Origin of the sequence: Halomonas sp. ML-15, assembly GCF_014779595.1 — a bacterium.
In the GTDB taxonomy this organism is placed as follows: Bacteria; Pseudomonadota; Gammaproteobacteria; order Pseudomonadales; family Halomonadaceae; genus Franzmannia.
Genome location: NZ_JACXZT010000003.1, coordinates 301,186 through 317,307, shown reverse-complemented (window position 1 = coordinate 317,307; position 16,122 = coordinate 301,186). Strand labels below are relative to the sequence as shown.

The 16,122-nt window shown below is 62.8% G+C and carries 14 protein-coding genes and 4 tRNA genes; 7 read left to right on the top strand and 11 right to left on the bottom strand.

What is annotated here, in order from left to right; genetic code table 11:
- Position 1: 1 nt before the first annotated feature.
- Positions 2-754, top strand: coding sequence for a UDP-2,3-diacylglucosamine diphosphatase (locus IEI94_RS05210; RefSeq protein WP_191166209.1), 753 nt, complete (start codon positions 2-4; stop codon positions 752-754).
- A 5-nt stretch (positions 755-759) separates the two neighbouring features.
- On the opposite strand, the gene IEI94_RS05205 is transcribed toward IEI94_RS05210, so the two are convergent.
- The 11 genes from IEI94_RS05205 to IEI94_RS05155 all read right to left on the bottom strand — a co-directional run bounded on the left by IEI94_RS05205 (position 760) and on the right by IEI94_RS05155 (position 11,117).
- A complete protein-coding gene (locus tag IEI94_RS05205) occupies positions 760-1,806 on the bottom strand; it encodes a CobW family GTP-binding protein (protein ID WP_191166207.1) in 1,047 nt (348 codons plus the stop codon).
- Between the two features lie 105 nt (positions 1,807-1,911).
- Positions 1,912-3,726 carry a SurA N-terminal domain-containing protein gene (locus tag IEI94_RS05200; RefSeq protein WP_191166205.1) on the bottom strand — a complete coding sequence of 605 codons (1,815 nt, stop codon included), beginning with the start codon at positions 3,724-3,726 and terminating at the stop codon, positions 1,912-1,914.
- Positions 3,727-3,923: 197 nt separating this feature from the next.
- Entirely contained in the window at positions 3,924-4,196 is a 273-nt protein-coding gene (locus tag IEI94_RS05195) for an HU family DNA-binding protein (RefSeq protein WP_076748090.1), read from the bottom strand.
- A gap of 177 nt (positions 4,197-4,373) precedes the next feature.
- Positions 4,374-6,782 (bottom strand): endopeptidase La, encoded by a 2,409-nt coding sequence (lon, locus tag IEI94_RS05190; RefSeq protein WP_191166203.1) that lies wholly within the window; start codon positions 6,780-6,782, stop codon positions 4,374-4,376.
- 113 nt (positions 6,783-6,895) lie between these two features.
- Positions 6,896-8,176 (bottom strand): ATP-dependent Clp protease ATP-binding subunit ClpX, encoded by a 1,281-nt coding sequence (clpX, locus tag IEI94_RS05185; RefSeq protein WP_191166201.1) that lies wholly within the window; start codon positions 8,174-8,176, stop codon positions 6,896-6,898.
- Positions 8,177-8,253: 77 nt separating this feature from the next.
- Positions 8,254-8,874: an ATP-dependent Clp endopeptidase proteolytic subunit ClpP gene (clpP, locus tag IEI94_RS05180; RefSeq protein WP_191166199.1), complete on the bottom strand. Its 621-nt coding sequence runs from the start codon at positions 8,872-8,874 to the stop codon at positions 8,254-8,256.
- 115 nt (positions 8,875-8,989) lie between these two features.
- Positions 8,990-10,345: a trigger factor gene (gene tig, locus IEI94_RS05175; protein WP_191166196.1), complete on the bottom strand. Its 1,356-nt coding sequence runs from the start codon at positions 10,343-10,345 to the stop codon at positions 8,990-8,992.
- Between the two features lie 294 nt (positions 10,346-10,639).
- Positions 10,640-10,714 (bottom strand) — tRNA-His (locus tag IEI94_RS05170).
- Positions 10,715-10,758: 44 nt separating this feature from the next.
- Positions 10,759-10,833: transfer RNA gene (locus tag IEI94_RS05165), tRNA-His, on the bottom strand.
- Positions 10,834-10,893: 60 nt separating this feature from the next.
- A tRNA-Arg gene (locus IEI94_RS05160) sits at positions 10,894-10,970 on the bottom strand.
- A gap of 70 nt (positions 10,971-11,040) precedes the next feature.
- A tRNA-Pro gene (locus IEI94_RS05155) sits at positions 11,041-11,117 on the bottom strand.
- A 216-nt stretch (positions 11,118-11,333) separates the two neighbouring features.
- Between IEI94_RS05155 and folD the strand changes: the two genes are divergently transcribed.
- The 6 genes from folD (at position 11,334) to IEI94_RS05125 (ending at position 16,067) form a co-directional block, all read left to right on the top strand.
- The gene (folD, locus tag IEI94_RS05150) at positions 11,334-12,197 is read left to right on the top strand and encodes a bifunctional methylenetetrahydrofolate dehydrogenase/methenyltetrahydrofolate cyclohydrolase FolD (RefSeq protein WP_191166194.1); all 864 of its coding nucleotides are present in this window, start codon (positions 11,334-11,336) and stop codon (positions 12,195-12,197) included.
- A 63-nt stretch (positions 12,198-12,260) separates the two neighbouring features.
- The gene (locus IEI94_RS05145; RefSeq protein WP_191166192.1) at positions 12,261-12,728 is read left to right on the top strand and encodes an S-ribosylhomocysteine lyase; all 468 of its coding nucleotides are present in this window, start codon (positions 12,261-12,263) and stop codon (positions 12,726-12,728) included.
- Entirely contained in the window at positions 12,725-13,453 is a 729-nt protein-coding gene (gene mtnN / locus IEI94_RS05140) for a 5'-methylthioadenosine/S-adenosylhomocysteine nucleosidase (RefSeq protein WP_191166190.1), read from the top strand. The genes IEI94_RS05145 and mtnN overlap by 4 nt, the downstream gene beginning before the upstream one ends.
- Positions 13,454-13,560: 107 nt before the next feature.
- Positions 13,561-13,923, top strand: a complete 363-nt coding sequence (locus tag IEI94_RS05135; protein WP_191166188.1) for a flagellar protein FlaG — start codon at positions 13,561-13,563, stop codon at positions 13,921-13,923.
- A 114-nt stretch (positions 13,924-14,037) separates the two neighbouring features.
- The gene (locus IEI94_RS05130; RefSeq protein WP_224749933.1) at positions 14,038-14,967 is read left to right on the top strand and encodes an alpha/beta hydrolase; all 930 of its coding nucleotides are present in this window, start codon (positions 14,038-14,040) and stop codon (positions 14,965-14,967) included.
- Between the two features lie 62 nt (positions 14,968-15,029).
- On the top strand, positions 15,030-16,067 hold the full coding sequence (locus IEI94_RS05125) for an asparaginase (protein ID WP_224749932.1): 1,038 nt from the start codon (positions 15,030-15,032) through the stop codon (positions 16,065-16,067).
- Positions 16,068-16,122 lie beyond the last annotated feature (55 nt).

Here is a 16,122-nt window from a genome sequence, read left to right as displayed (position 1 = left end):
CATGAGCACCCTGCTGATAGCCGACCTGCACCTGCACCCCAGCGCCCCCGAGATCACCGAGGGCTTTCTCGCCTACCTGACGAATAGCGCCAGCCAGGCCGATGCCCTCTACATTCTCGGCGACCTCTTCGATGCGTGGATCGGCGACGACATCCTCGACACTCCCGAGATAGCCCCCCTGGCCACCCAGGTAGTCGAGGGGCTCAAGGCGCTGACCGACGGCGGCACTCGGCTCTACCTGATGCACGGCAATCGCGACTTCCTGCTCGGTAGCCGCTTTGCCGATGCCTGCGGAGCCACCCTGCTGCCCGACGCATACCAGGTCGAGCTGGGCGGCAAGCCAGTGTTGCTGATGCACGGCGACAGCCTGTGTACCGGTGACAAGGCCTATATGGCCTTCCGCGCTCAGGCCCGCGATCCGCAGTGGCAGGCGCAGGTGCTGGCAATGCCGCTGGAGGCGCGACTCGAGCTGGCCAAGAGCCTGCGACAGCAATCCGGTGAGGCCAACTCCAACAAGGCCGAGGAGATCATGGACGTGACGCCGGAAGAGGTCGACAGAGCGATGATCGAGCACGATGTCGCTACCCTGATCCACGGTCACACCCACCGCCCCGCCGTGCACGTGCTAGAGGTCGACGGCCAGCCGGCGCGCCGCCTGGTCCTCGGCGACTGGCAGCCGCAGCGCGGCTGGGAAGTACGTATCGAGGCCGAGCGCCCGCCGCAACTGCTGGAGTTCCCGCTGCCTGGCGCCTGAGCCACTCAGTCCCCTGACACGGCTGCCAACTGGCACTCGACCAGGCGCTGGCCCAGCGCCTGGGAGTCCGGCAACGTGCCTGCCTCGCCAATCAGCTCGAGTCGCGAATCACGCCGCCAGGCGCTGGGCGACAGCTCACTGCGCCCCCCGCTACGGTTGAATAGCTGCCAGCCGCTATCGGTATGCCACACCCCCTTGATGCGCATCCCTCGGTCGAGGCTATCCAGCAGCTGCGTCAGGGCATCCAGCGAGAACCTGTCCGAAGGGTGCCAGCGCCAGCCGAGACTTGCATAGCCAAGCGACTCTCCCGTCTCGACGCACGGCTGGCCGGGCGTGGGCTCGCGGTAGACGAAATCGTCCAGTATCACAGCTGACGTCAGTTGACGATGCGCGCCAGCCTGCACCAGCTCTGAGTCATGGAAAGCAGCAGGCCCCCCCAGCAGCAGCGATGGCGACAAGCGGCCGTAGGGCGCTTCATCCACCCAGCGTTTGGGCGGCCACATCGCGTCAACGTAGTGCCGTGCCTTGCGGCGCTGGGCGGCGGTGGTCAGATCGATCATGGTCAACGCCACCGCATCCGCCATCAGCAACTGGTCGCGAAAGGTGTCATGCTGTCGGCTACGCGGATCGTCGAGACGGCGCGGGTCGAGCAGTGCGATGACCTCACGGATCTCCAGCACTCCCTGAAAGGCCTCGCCGCGCAGCAAGTCCAGCAGCCCCGCGGGATGCCCCAGCCCGGAGGGCTCGATGATCAGGCGATCCGGACGCTCACGGCGAATCAGATTGACCAGCGCCGCCTGCAGCACGAAGGCCAGTTGGCAGCATAGGCAGCCACCCGGCAGCCCCTTGACCACCACATCGCGGCGCGACTCGAACATCGCCTGGTCAATGCCCACCTGACCAAACTCATTGATCACGATCGCCCAGCGCTCGTCGTCGGGCTTGTTCGCCACTAGATGGCGAATCAGGCTGCTCTTGCCGCTGCCGAGAAAGCCGGTCAACACGTGCACCGGTATCGGGCTGGCAGAGTCCTGCTGATGATTGCGCTGCATCGCTACCTCAATCTATTACCAGCACAAATGTTACACTATAACAATCGCTGCGTAAAAAAACGCGTGGCCTGGCCACGCGTTTCCCATCGACTTTTACACCACCCGTTACAGGCGTTCGATCTCGGCGGTGCTTCGCAGGTATTCAAGCAGGCCCTGGATCGCCGCCTGAGCACGCAGCCGCTCGGCCATCTGGGTCACAAAGCTCTCTACCTCGGCATTCACCTCACCGGCAGTGACACCGTCCAAGGCAATAACCGCTACCTGGTCGCCGTCGACGACATGGCCAAAGCGGGTTTCGCCGTTGGGCTGCGGCAGCCGGAAGGCCGCCTGGACGACCGCCCGCGGCGCCGCTCCGGACTGGCGATCAGCTTCGTCCACACTCTGCCAGTCGAGGTCGAGCTCTTCTCCCTCGCGTAGCGCCTCGATCTGCGCCTCTGCCAGTTCGCGCAGCGCAGCGCGGCGCAAATTGGCATTCACCGACGCTTCGACCCGCTCGCGCACCTCGTCAAGCTCAAGCAGCGTCGCTTCGCGGTGCTCGTCGACGCGCAGTACCATGCGCCGGTCGTCGTCGAGCTCGAGCACTTCACTGTTGAAGCCTTCTACCAGCACATCGTCGCTGAACGCAGCCTCCATCACGCCCGGCTCGGAGAGCACGCCCTCGGCATCGTCACGGGACACCCAGTCGGTGGTATGCAGCTCGAGGCCGATATCGTCAGCCACGCTCTGCAGATCATCCGCGGCAAAGCTGTCATCGATCAGCTGCTGGACGCGACGGTTGAAGTCGTCGGTGACCTCGGAGAGCGCGGCTTCGCGCTGCAGCTCGTCGCGCATCTCCTCGAAGCTGGGCATATCGAGCTCGGTGACGCGAATCAGGTGGAGCCCGTTGCCGCTCTCGACGATGTCCGATGTTTCACCCTCGCCGAGGCTGAAGGCGGCTTCCTCGAAGGCGTCGTCGAAGAAGCCACGGCTGACCGTGCCCAGGTCGCCGCCGGCATCACTGGTTGAGGTATCGTCGGAATACTCTTCGGCCAGATCAGCGAAGTCGTCACCCTCATCGAGGCGTGCCTGCACCTCTTCGAGGATGGCCTCCGCCTCCTCGCGGCTACGCTCGGCGCTGAAGGTCACCATAATATGCGAGATGCGACGCTCGGCATCGCTGCCGCGCTCTGCGTAAGCGTCGCGCAGCACCTGCTCATCGAGCTCATACTCCGCAGCCATCTCTTCACGATCGATGATCACGTACTCGAGACGCACCTGCTCGGGGCGCTGATAGTTATCGGCATTGGCCTCATAGTAGGCCTCGAGCTGCTCCTCACTGGCTTGCGGGGGCGTCTCAAGATCGTCGACCTCAAGCAAGTGGTAGCGGAAGCTACGCGTCTGACGCTGCAGCTCGCCGAGACGCTCACGCTCGTTGTCCAGTGTAAAGTCGCTGAAGGCGAGGCCCTGCTGCAACTGCTGGCGCTGCATATCGGCCTTCAACTCTTCGCGAAAACCGGTCGGCGAGTAGCCCGCGCTGGCCAGGCGGTTGCGGAACAGGTCGGCGTCGAAGCGGCCATTCTGATCCTGGAACTCCGGCAGGGTAACGATCAGTTGGTCGAGCTGACTCTCCGAGAGGTACATGCCGCCATCCTCGGCGTAGCTGTCGAGCAGCGCATCGGTGATCAGCTCATCGAGCACCTGGTTACGCAGCGCCCGCTCCTGCTCAGGCGGCACCTGGCCGCTGCGGATCGCTCGCTGTACGTTCATCTCGACCTGTTGGCGGGTAATGGTCTGGCCGTTGACCTCGGCCACGTCGTCCGGGCTACCAGTGAACAGCGTCACCAGCGAGTCGACCCCGAACAGGGCCATGGTCGCCACGACGGCACCGATGATGATCTTGGCGCCCCAACTCTTGGAGCGGTCCCGAATACTTTGCAGCATGCTAGCCTCAGCTGAAGAGTGGCACGAAATCCCTGGAGATCGAGTAGGCGAATATTATACCCGCCCGCCCCACGCGGCGACCATCGCTGTGTCGAGGGAGAGGCGATCGGATAGGAGTGGCGGGCAATAAAAAAGCGCACCGCTTTCGCGATGCGCCTGGCGGCATTACGGCACGTCCGCGGGGCATCGGGCCCTGCTTAGTTGACCGAATCCTTGAGTGCCTTGCCTGCCTTGAAGCTCGGCACCTTGGCGGCACTGATCTCGATCGGCTGGCCTGTCTGGGGGTTACGGCCGGTACGCGCGGCGCGCTCCTTGACGGTAAAGGTACCGAAACCCACCAGCGAAACGGAATCGCCCTTCTTGAGGCTGTCAGTAACGCTATCGACCATGGCGTCGAGCGCACGGCTAGCAGCCGCCTTGGGAATATCTGCAGATGCAGCGATGGCTTCGATCAGCTCGGACTTGTTCACACTTCACCCCTTGACTATTTCGGAAATTGACTTCTAATCGGCGCTATCTTTTGTTGGCTTAGACGATCATGTCAAAGCATGATTTATAGCAATGCGGACAAAGATCTGTCAAGCAACACTTAGCTCCAGCCCCCACTATGACTGGCTTCTGTCTCAGCCAAAGTGGGGAAAATACCGTTAATGCGTGCTAATCATTGTGTGCGATGCGCCTGTATCGTCCTGACGCTGATCGTCACTCTTGGCGCCATTCTTCGCTACCAGCGCCTCGTCCAGAACCTCATCAATCCAGCGCACTGGCATGATATCCAACGCATTCTTGATGTTGTCAGGAACCTCCTTGAGGTCACGGCGATTTTCTTCGGGTATAAGAACTTTCTTTATACCACCCCGCCGCGCCGCCAGCAATTTCTCCTTGAGCCCACCGATCGGCATCACCTCGCCGCGCAGATTGACCTCACCGGTCATCGCCAGATCACATCGCACCGGTCGTTCAGTGTAGGCCGAGACCATCGCTGTGACCATCGCAATCCCCGCACTCGGGCCATCTTTAGGCGTGGCACCCTCCGGCACGTGGATATGCAGGTCCTCTTTTTCGAACCGCTCAGGGTCGATACCCAGCGACACTGCCCGGGCCCGCACCACGGTCTGGGCCGCGCTCACCGACTCCTTCATCACGTCACCCAGCGAACCGGTCTTGTTGATGCGCCCCTTGCCCGGCGTGACCACCGATTCGATATTGAGCAGCTCACCACCTACCGACGTCCAGGCCAGACCGGTGACGCGCCCCACTTGATCCTCCTTGTCGGCCAGGCCGTAGCTGTAACGGCGTACCCCTGCGTGAGGCTCGATATCCACCGCCGCCAACGCCGCTGCCGCCTGGGCACCCTCCTTGGCCTCTGCCTCGAGACGCTCGCGCAGCACTTTACGGCATACCTTGGCGATCTGGCGCTCCAGCTCACGCACACCCGCCTCGCGGGTGTAGTAACGAATCAGCTCCAGCAGAGCATCGTCGGCGAGGGCCAGCTCCCCCTCCTTGAAACCGTTGGCCTTGAGCTGCTTGGGCACCAGATAGCGCTTGGCGATCGCCAGCTTCTCGTCTTCGGTGTAGCCCGGCAGGCGGATGATCTCCATGCGATCGAGCAGCGGTCCGGGAATGTTCATCGAATTGGCCGTACAGATGAACATGGTCTCGGAAAGATCGTAGTCAAGCTCCAGATAGTGGTCGCTGAACTTGTCGTTCTGCTCCGGGTCGAGCACCTCGAGCAGCGCCGAGGCGGGATCACCACGATGATCCATGCCGATCTTGTCGACTTCGTCGAGCAGGAACAGCGGGTTCTTAACCCCCGCCTTGCTCATCCGCTGCACCATCTTGCCCGGCAGCGAGCCGATGTAGGTACGCCGGTGGCCGCGAATCTCCGACTCGTCACGCACCCCGCCCAGCGCCAGACGCACATACTTGCGGTTGGTGGCACGTGCAATCGACTGACCCAGCGAGGTCTTGCCGACCCCGGGCGGGCCCACCAGGCACAGTACCGGCCCCTTGAGCTTCTTGACGCGCTTCTGCACGGCGAGATACTCGAGAATGCGCTCCTTGACTTCCTCGAGGCCGTAGTGGTCCTCGTCAAGCACCGCTGCGGCGCGGACCAGGTCGTGCTTGACCCGAGTGCGCTTCTTCCACGGCACCGAGATCAACCAGTCGAGGTAGGAGCGCACCACCGTGGCCTCAGCGGAGGTCGGCGACATCATCTTCAGCTTGCCCAGCTCCTGGGTCGCCTTGTCGGCGGCCTCCTTGGGCATCCCGGACTCTTCAATCGCCGTCTCGTACTTCTCTGCCTCGTTGGGCACGTTCTCGAGCTCGCCCATCTCCTTCTGGATGGCCTTCATCTGCTCGTTGAGATAGTACTCGCGCTGCGACTTCTCCATCTGATCCTTGACCCGCGAACGGATCCGCTTCTCGACCTGCAGCAGATCGATCTCGGACTCGATCAGCGCCATCAGGTGTTCGATGCGGTCGCGGACGCGATCCATTTCCAGCAGTTGCTGCTTGTCGTCGATCTTCAGCGACAGATGCGCGCAGACGGTATCCACCAGGCGACTCGGGTCCTCGATGCCGGACAGCGAGCTGAGCACCTCATTGGGTACCTTCTTGGAGAGCTTGACGTACTGCTCGAACTGATTGAGCAGAACCCGCACCAGCGACTCCTGCTCACGATCGGTGAGCGGCACGCTCTCGCGCAGGGTAACGTCGGCCTGGGTGTAGCCGGCCTCGGCAACGCTGATAGCGCCGACGTCGGCCCGCGAAGCGCCCTCGATCAGCACCTTGACGGTGCCGTCGGGCAGCTTGAGCAGCTGCATGATCTCGGCCACGGTACCGACGGCAAACAGGTCCTGGGTGTCCGGATCATCCTGGCCCGCTTCACGCTGGGCCACCAGCAACACCCGCTTGTCGGCTTCCATCGCGGCCTCGAGGGCCTGGATGGATTTCTCGCGCCCCACGAACAGGGGAATGACCATCTGCGGATAGACGACCACATCGCGCAGGGGAAGAAGGGGCAGACTCAGGGTCTGTTCGGCGTTCTGCTGCATCGCAGACGTTCCTCAAAATCGGGTGGTTGGTCTGGTGATGGGGGCACCGCCGGCACTTTACAAGCGAACGGGGCCATGACTGGCATGGCCCCGCACGTAGTTGAGTGACGGCTTCAACCGTCCTTGCCAGCCACCTTGCTCTCATCTTTCTGAGAGTAGATCAGCAGCGGCTCGCTTTCGCCGGCGATTACCGACTCATCGATCACCACCTTGGTGACACCCTCAAGCGAGGGAATCTCGTACATGGTATCGAGCAGCACCGACTCGAGAATCGAGCGCAGTCCTCGAGCACCGGTCTTGCGTGCCATGCCCTTGACCGCCACGGCGCGCAAGGCATCCTCGCGGAAATCCAGCTCCACACCTTCCATATCGAACAGCTTGGCATACTGCTTGACCAGCGAGTTCTTGGGCTCGGTGAGGATCTGGATCAGCGCATCTTCGGAGAGCTCGGTGAGGGTCGCGATCACCGGCAGACGACCGACGAACTCGGGAATCAGGCCGAACTTGACCAGATCTTCCGGCTCCACGTCGAGCAGCAGATCACCCACGCCCTTGCTCTCGTCCTTGCTCTTGACCTCGGCATTGAAACCGATGCCGCCCTTCTCGGCGCGATCACGGATCACCTTCTCGAGGCCGGCGAAGGCGCCGCCCACGATAAACAGGATATCGCCGGTATCGACCTGCAGGAACTCCTGCTGCGGATGCTTGCGCCCACCCTGGGGCGGCACCGAGGCGGTAGTACCCTCGATCAGCTTGAGCAGCGCCTGCTGAACACCCTCACCCGACACATCGCGGGTAATCGAGGGGTTGTCGGACTTGCGAGAAATCTTGTCGATCTCATCGATGTAGACGATACCCTTCTGGGCCTTCTCGACATCGTAGTCACACTTCTGCAGCAGCTTCTGGATGATGTTCTCGACATCCTCACCAACGTACCCCGCCTCGGTCAGCGTGGTGGCATCGGCAATGGTGAAGGGAACATTGAGCAGTCGCGCCAGAGTCTCGGCCAACAGCGTCTTGCCGCTGCCGGTCGGGCCGATCAGCAGAATATTCGACTTGCCCAGCTCCACATCGTCGGACTTAACATCGGCGCGCAGCCGCTTGTAGTGATTGTAGACCGCCACCGACAACACCATCTTGGCGCGGTCCTGGCCAATCACATAGTCATCGAGGGTGTGACGAATTTCGCGCGGAGCCGGCAGACGATCGTCGTCGCCCTCTGCATCGGCCTCGAGGACTTCCTCGCGAATGATGTCGTTGCACAGATCGACGCATTCATCGCAGATATAGACGGACGGGCCTGCGATCAGCTTACGGACTTCGTTCTGGTTCTTGCCGCAGAACGAGCAGTAAAGCAGCTTGCCGCTGTCGTCCTTGCCTTTGCCGTCGGCCATTCGCGTACCTCATTACGGACGGCGGCCGGTAAGCCGCCGGAGTTGCCATCGTGAAATCTTATTAGGAAATCACGCTATCAGGATGCCGGACGCTTATCCAGCACGGCATCGATCAGACCATACTCTGCCGCCTGGGCCCCGTTCATGAAATTATCACGATCGGTGTCCTTGGCAATGGTCTCGATGTCCTGCCCGGTATGCTCGGCGAGAATCTTGTTGAGCTTGTGCCGGATAGTGAGGATCTCCTTGGTGTGGATCTCGATATCCGACGCCTGGCCCTGGTAACCACCCAGTGGCTGATGAATCATCATCCGCGAATTGGGCAGACAGAAACGCTTGCCAGCGGCGCCGCCGGTCAACAGCAGAGCGCCCATGCTCGCCGCCTGGCCGATACACACCGTGGAGATGTCGGGCTTGATGAACTGCATGGTGTCATAGATTGACATGCCTGCGGTCACCGACCCACCCGGCGAATTGATATAGAGGTGAATATCCTTGTCCGGATTCTCGGACTCGAGGAACAGCATCTGTGCCACGACCAGGTTGGCCATGTAGTCTTCCACCGGCCCGACCAGGAAGATCACACGCTCCTTGAGCAGGCGCGAGTAGATGTCGTAGGCCCGCTCGCCGCGTGCACTCTGCTCGACCACCATCGGCACCAGGCCACCGGCGTTTTGAAAATCGAACTCGTTGCCCATCTGTGTGATGTCCTTTATCCGCTATGGTAAGCACCCGGGTTGGCCCGGATAACGTCTACCTTACACCATGACGTCAAACCCGGCGTTTGCCGGGCCTGTCAACGCTACCATCGACTTACTGCTTGGCGGCGTCGTCTTCGTCTTCTTCGGCATCACCGGCCTCGGCTTGCTGCTGAGCTGCCTGCAGCGCCTCCTCGTAGGACATTTCAACATCCTTGACGGTAGCCTGCTCGAGCAGTGAATCGACGGCCTTCTCCTCGAGAATCGCCGATTTCAGCTGGGTCTTGAGCTGGTCGTTGCTCAGGTAGTACTCGATCACCTGCTCCGGCTCCTGATACTGCTGAGCCAGTTCCTCGACCTTGGCCTTGATCTCGTCGTCGGTCGCTTCGAGCTCACCGGACTTGATCACTTCGGCCAGCAGCAGACCCACCTGCACACGGCTCTTGGCCTGCTCGGCGAACAGCTCATTGGGCAGCTGGGAGACGTCGAAGTCCTCACCCAGGCCGAACTGCTGCGCGGCCTGGCGCTTGAGCGCATCGGTCTCCTGCTGCACCAGCGCCTGGGGCACCGGGATGTCGTTGACCTTCTTGAGTGCCTCGAGCACCTGCTGCTTGACGCGGTTATCGACCGCCTGCTTGGCCTCGCGGGTCATGTTCTTGCGCACTTCGGCGCGGAACTTCTCGACATCACCCTCTTCGACGCCAAACTGCTTGATGAATTCCTCGTTGACCTCGGCGAGCTGCTGAGCGCTGACCTTGTGCACCTTGACCTTGAAGGTCGCTTCCTGGCCTGCCAGGTTCTCGGCCTGGTAATCCTCCGGGAAGGTGACGCTGAGCGTTTTCTCGTCGCCCGCCTTGGCGCCGACCAGCTGCTCTTCGAAGCCGGGAATAAAGCTGTTGGAGCCCAGCACCAGATCGTGGTTCTCGGCACTACCGCCCTCGAAGGGCTCGTCGCCCAGGAAGCCCTGGAAATCGATGGTGATCTGGTCGCCATCCTCGGCGGCACGCTCGACGACTTCCCAGGACGCGTTCTGCTTGCGCAGGGTCTCGATCATCTGATCGACGTCAGCATCCTGAATCTCGACCACCGGGCGCTCGACCTCGGTACCCTCGATGCCGTTGAGCGCAACTTCCGGGTAGATCTCCAGAGTGGCGACGAACTCGAGGTCCTTGCCAGACTCGTTGACGGTCGGCTCGATCTGCGGAAAGCCTGCAGGATTGAGGCTTTCCTGGGTGATCGCCTGCACGTAACGCTCACGCATCACTTCGCCGACCACCTCACTGCGCACCTGGCCACCGAAGCGCTTGCTGACCACGGACATCGGCACCTTGCCCTGGCGAAAGCCGTTCAAGCGAACGTTCTTGGCAGTATCCTTGAGGCGGGCCGCAACGGCCTTGTCGACCTCTTCTGCCGGCACCTGAACCGTGACACGGCGTTCGATCTGGGAGGTCGTTTCGACGGAAACTTGCATGAATAGTCCTCTACCGACTGGGCGTTCTGATGAATGCATTGTCTATTGAATACGTGAATGCGCTGTTCTGCGCAGCGAGAGCAAAGAGAGTAATTCTATGAACCCCGTTCGCCGCTGGCAAGCGCGCCATGCCTCGACTATGGGGGCAGTATGCTTGTTTACAAGGCCTGCCGCCGCCGCCCACCCCTGTGAAGGGTGGCCTAATGCGCACGCACGCCAATATCCGCCAGCGCCATTCGGCGTAGCAGACAGGGATAATCTCGATACGGGAAATGAGAGAGATGCGGGAGGTAATGGGGTGGATGATGGGTATCGAACCCACGACCACCGGAACCACAATCCGGGGCTCTACCACTGAGCTACATCCACCACTACCTGAAACAATGCGCAATCGACCCGAGCAAGATGACGAATGGGGTGGATGATGGGGATCGAACCCACGACCACCGGAACCACAATCCGGGGCTCTACCACTGAGCTACATCCACCATAGCATCGCCATGAATCAGCCCGACTGCTCTTGCTCCCTGCCACGACAACGCCCAGTTTGGCGCGCCCAGCAGGACTCGAACCTGCAACCTACGGCTTAGAAGGCCGTTGCTCTATCCGATTGAGCTATAGGCGCATTCTACGACCTTCAGGCTCGTGCCGACAACCCCTTGATGATATTTCTCAATATAATCAAAAAGTTGAAATGGTCGGGGTGGAGGGATTCGAACCCCCGACATCCTGCTCCCAAAGCAGGCGCGCTACCAGGCTGCGCTACACCCCGTCGACATTCTGCACCGCTTGCCGGCACCCTTTGGGCCCCGACAATGCGAGGCGTATTCTACGGATCTTTCGCCCGCGGTCAAGCCTTTAGCCGTAACAGCTCCCGACATAGGCGCTTTGACTCAGGCCCGGCTCATGCGAAAATCGCCGCCCATGACGATTCCAGCGCCGCGGCCGATCCCGCGGCGATGACCACCATGCTCCAGGGGATTCCTAGATGACCGCCCAGTTGATTGATGGTAAGGCGATTGCCGCTCACGTACGCCAACAGGTCGCCCGCCAGGTTGCGGCGCGCCGTGACGCTGGCGGACGGACTCCCGGCCTTGCCGTTGTCCTGGTCGGTGATGATCCCGCGTCCCACGTCTACGTGCGCAACAAGCATCGCGCCTGTGACGAGGCCGGCATTCACTCGGTCCAGCATGAACTGTCCGCCGATATCAGCCAGGCCGAGCTCGAGGGGCTGATCGACGACCTCAATGCTGATCCCAGCGTCGACGGCATACTGCTACAGCTGCCGCTGCCCGAGCACCTCGACGCGCGACCGATCCTCGAACGCATTCTGCCGCACAAGGATGTCGACGGTTTTCATCCCTACAACCTCGGTCGCCTGGCCCAGCGCCTGCCGGTAATGCGCCCCTGCACGCCCAAGGGCATCATGACCCTGCTCCAGGAGAGCGGCCTGAATGTCCGCGGCTTGAATGCCACCGTGGTCGGTGCCTCCAACATCGTCGGCCGCCCCATGGCGCTGGAACTGATGCTGGCCGGCTGCACCACCACCGTCTGCCATCGCTTCACCCGCGACCTCGAGGACCATGTGCGGCGCGCAGAACTGCTGGTGGTGGCGGTGGGCAAGCCTGGGGTGGTCAAGGGCGAATGGGTACGCGACGGCGCTATCGTCATCGACGTCGGCATCAACCGTGAAGAGGACGGCCGCCTGATCGGCGACGTCGAGTTCGCCTCCGCTGCCGAGCGCGCCAGCTACATCACGCCGGTTCCCGGCGGTGTCGGCCCGATGACCGTCGCCTCGCTGCTCGAGAACACCCTCTACGCCGCCGACGTGCACGACGCCATGCAAGGCTGAGCCGATTCAGCTAGAATACGCGCCCTTTATCAACGCTCCCTTTTTCAGCATCGCGAGGCCAGCATGAGCGAGCAGCAGATGAACGTAGAAAGCTTCAATCTCGACCACACCAAGGTCAAGGCACCCTACGTGCGCCTGGCGGGGGTCAAGGTCGGAGATAATGGCGACCAGATTCACAAGTACGACATGCGCATCTGCCAGCCCAACCAGGCGCATATGGAGATGCCCGCCCTGCACTCCCTCGAGCACCTGCTGGCCGAGCTGTCGCGCAACCATACCGACAAGGTCGTCGATATCAGCCCGATGGGCTGCCAGACCGGCTTCTATGTCGCTCTGATCAACCACGACGACTACGACGATGTCCTCGAACTGCTGCGCAAGACCCTCGAAGATATACTGGTCGCCGAGGAAGTCCCCGCCTGCAACGAGATGCAGTGCGGCTGGGCAGCCAGTCACAGCCTCGAAGGTGCCCAGCAGATCGCCCGCGAGTTCCTCGCCAAGCGCGATGAGTGGCGGAGTGTCTTCGCATGAAGCGCATCGGCATCATCGGCGCCATGGCCCAGGAGGTCGACTACCTGGCGAGCCTGCTTGAGGATGGCAAGACCCGCCAACACGTCGGCTGCACCTTTCATATCGGCCGACTGCACGGCGTCGAGGTGGTGATCCTCCAGTCCGGTATCGGCAAGGTCAATGCCGCCATCGGCACCACCCTGCTGCTCGATACCTACCAGCCCGAGGCGATCATCAACACCGGCTCCGCCGGCGGCTTCGGCGAAGGACTCGAGATCGGCGACGTAGTGGTCTCCAGCGAAGTGCGTCACCACGATGTCGACGCCGTGGTATTCGGCTACGAGCACGGCCAGGTCCCACAGATGCCCGCCGCCTACCTGCCCGACCAGCGACTGGTCAAGGTGGCGCGTCAAAGCGTCGAGTCCCTCGGCGAAGTCCGCGTGGTGGAAGGCCTGATCGCCACCGGCGACGTCTTCATGGCCTGCCCGGAACTGGTCTCCAAGACCCGCTCGCGGTTCCCGACCATGCTCGCCGCCGAGATGGAAGCCGCTGCCATCGCCCAGACCTGCCACCTCTACGGCTGCCCGTTCGTGGTGATCCGCGCGCTCTCCGATATTGCCGGCGGCGGCGACAACCACTTGAGCTTCGAGCAGTTCCTGGACAAGGCCGCCGATCATTCGGCGCGCATGGTAACTGCCATGGTCGCCCGACTGGCCACGCCGACCCCCACGCCCACCGGCGCCTGACGCCGCATGGCCGTGCCCGGCCAGTACTCCGGCATAGCCTAAAGATGGCGCTCACCCTGCCGATAGTAAATGTGACAACCACTATCGGCAGGGTAAGAGGCCATATAATGAGCGACCTGATCAACGATATTAGTCACGCCACCCATGGCTTGACTGCCCAGCAGCGTCTGGAGAGCATGCTTGGCCAGCTCGGCCAAAGCCCACTGCCCGCCCCGGAGCCTCAGGCCGAGCGTGGCGCCGCCGCCCTGCCGCCCCTCGGCGACCTCACCGAACCGGTGTTGCGCATCAACGAAGTGATGCGCCCCTATGGTATCGAGTTTCACCTCAACGACTTCGATTCGCGCACCGTGACTAAGATCATCGACCGTGACAGTGGCGAGGTGATTCGCCAGATTCCCGGCGAGGAGGTACTGCGTATCGCCGAGTCGTTGAGCGAACTTCAGGGACGCCTGATCAACCTCGAGGCATAAGCCGACGGCTGGCCAAATTCGACAACGCCTGGACGCCTGGGGGGAACCACGGCAAGCGGTGAGGGTCGCATCAAGCATCCACAAAGCCTCTACGAGCATATAGGCTTGTACAAGATGCTTCGACCCACCACCGCACGGACTGCCGCCATGCCGCCCTATCGACGCCTGATTGTTCTGATCTGCCTGCCGCTGCTGTTGACGGGCTGCAGTCGCCACTTCAATGGCCCCGGCGAGCAGCCCATCCACCTCGACAGCGCCAGCGCGCAAGTAACTCGCCTACAAGGGCTGACCTACACCCCGAACGGCTGGCCCGAGACACTCCAGGCCGACGTGTACCTGCCGGCCGATGACGGCACGGCACTGCGTCCGGCGGCACTGGTGGTACACGGCGGCGGCTGGCAGCGCCGCGACCGCAGCGACATGGACGGCATCGCCGAGCAGCTGGCCAAGGCCGGTTTCGTGGCGGTCAACGTCGAGCACCGCTTCGCCCCTGCCCACCGCTTCCCCGCCCAGCTTCATGATCTGCAGGTCGCCATGCATTGGCTGCATGAGCAGGCCCCCGGCTGGCGCATCGACACTCGGCGCCTGACAGGCGTCGGCTTCTCTTCCGGCGCGCACCTGGTCGGGCTGCTCGGCCTCAGCGCCGACCAGCCGGATCTGGCGTCGCCCTACGGCGGAGAACACACTCGACTCCAGGCCGTAGTGGCCGGCGGCATGCCCAGCGACCTGTTCAAGTTCGACGATGGCCGGCTGGTGGTGGAGTTCCTGGGCGGCACCCGAGCCGAAGCACCTGAGCAGTACCGGCTCGCCTCGCCGGCGCATCAGCTCAGCGACAGCGCCCCGGCGTTCTTCCTGTTCCACGGCACCCAGGACCGCCTGGTACCGGTCGACCACGCTGAAGATTTCCATCAGGCGCTGCTCGAGCGCGGCATCCACAGCGAGCTCTACCTGCAGCGGCTGCGCGGCCACCTGACCAGCTTCGTGACCCGCGGCAAGGCTGTCGAGGCCGGCATCAACTTCCTCAGCCACCAGGTCAGCGACTGATAGAGGCGCCATCCTCGGGTATCATGGCGGGCCGATTCCCTCAGGTTGCAAGGAAACCCTTCATGGCGCAGCCCCCTCTTCCGCTTCTTGTCATCTACACCGGAGGCACCCTCGGCATGCTGCCCAGTGCCACTGGCCTGGCCCCTGCTGGCGACTTCGGCCAGCGCCTCAAGACCGCCCTGGCCAGCCTGCCCCCGGCACGCCAGGCCGACCTGCCCCCCTTCGAACTGATCGAGACAGCACAGCCGATCGACTCCAGTGCCGCCACGCCGGCCACCTGGCAGGCTCTGGCCAACCTGATTGCCGACCATCACACCGCTCAGCGTCACGCCGGCATCGTCGTACTTCACGGCACCGACACCCTGGCCTGGAGCGCCGCCAGCCTCGCCTATCAACTGCAGGGGATCGATATCCCCGTGGTGGTCACCGGCGCCATGCTGCCACTCGAAGCCGAAGACTCTGATGCGCTAGGGAATATCGAGGCCGCACTGCGCTTCGCCGCCGAGCCAGGATTTCAGGAGGTTGCCGTCAGCTTCGCCGGCAAGCTGCTGCGCGCCACCCGCACCCGCAAGTGGCAGACTCGAGCCCTGGACGCCTTCACCAGCCCCAACTATCCGCCACTCGGCGAGATCGTCGACCACCGCCCGGTGCTCTACCCAAGCCGCGGCCTCGCCGAGCAGCAGCGAGGCGCGCCGCGCTTCGAACTCCCCCACTACCACGCCAACGTAGTGCGCATCACTCTCTGGCCCGGCATCGCCGCCTGGCAGATCGCCGCCTGGCTCGAGCCACCGGAGGTTCAGGGCGCACTGCTGGAAGTATGGGGAGGGGGCAACGCCCCAGACGACCCCGAACTGCTCGGCGTGCTGGCCCGGGCCAGTGGCGAGGGCAAGCTGCTCGCAGCGCTCAGCCAGTGTCCCCACGGCGGGATCGAGATCGGCCACTACGCCGCCGGCCGAGGCCTGGCCGATGCCGGCGTGCTCTGCGCAGATGACATGACCCCGGAAGCCGCCCTCACCAAGCTGGTCCACCTGCTGGCACAGCCACTCACCGACGACCAGCGCCGCAACCGCTTTCTCACCCCGCTGGCCGGTGAGCGCTAAACGGCAAAGGCGGCCGCGACCCGCTATGGTGTAGGGACACACCGTCCATCAGGGA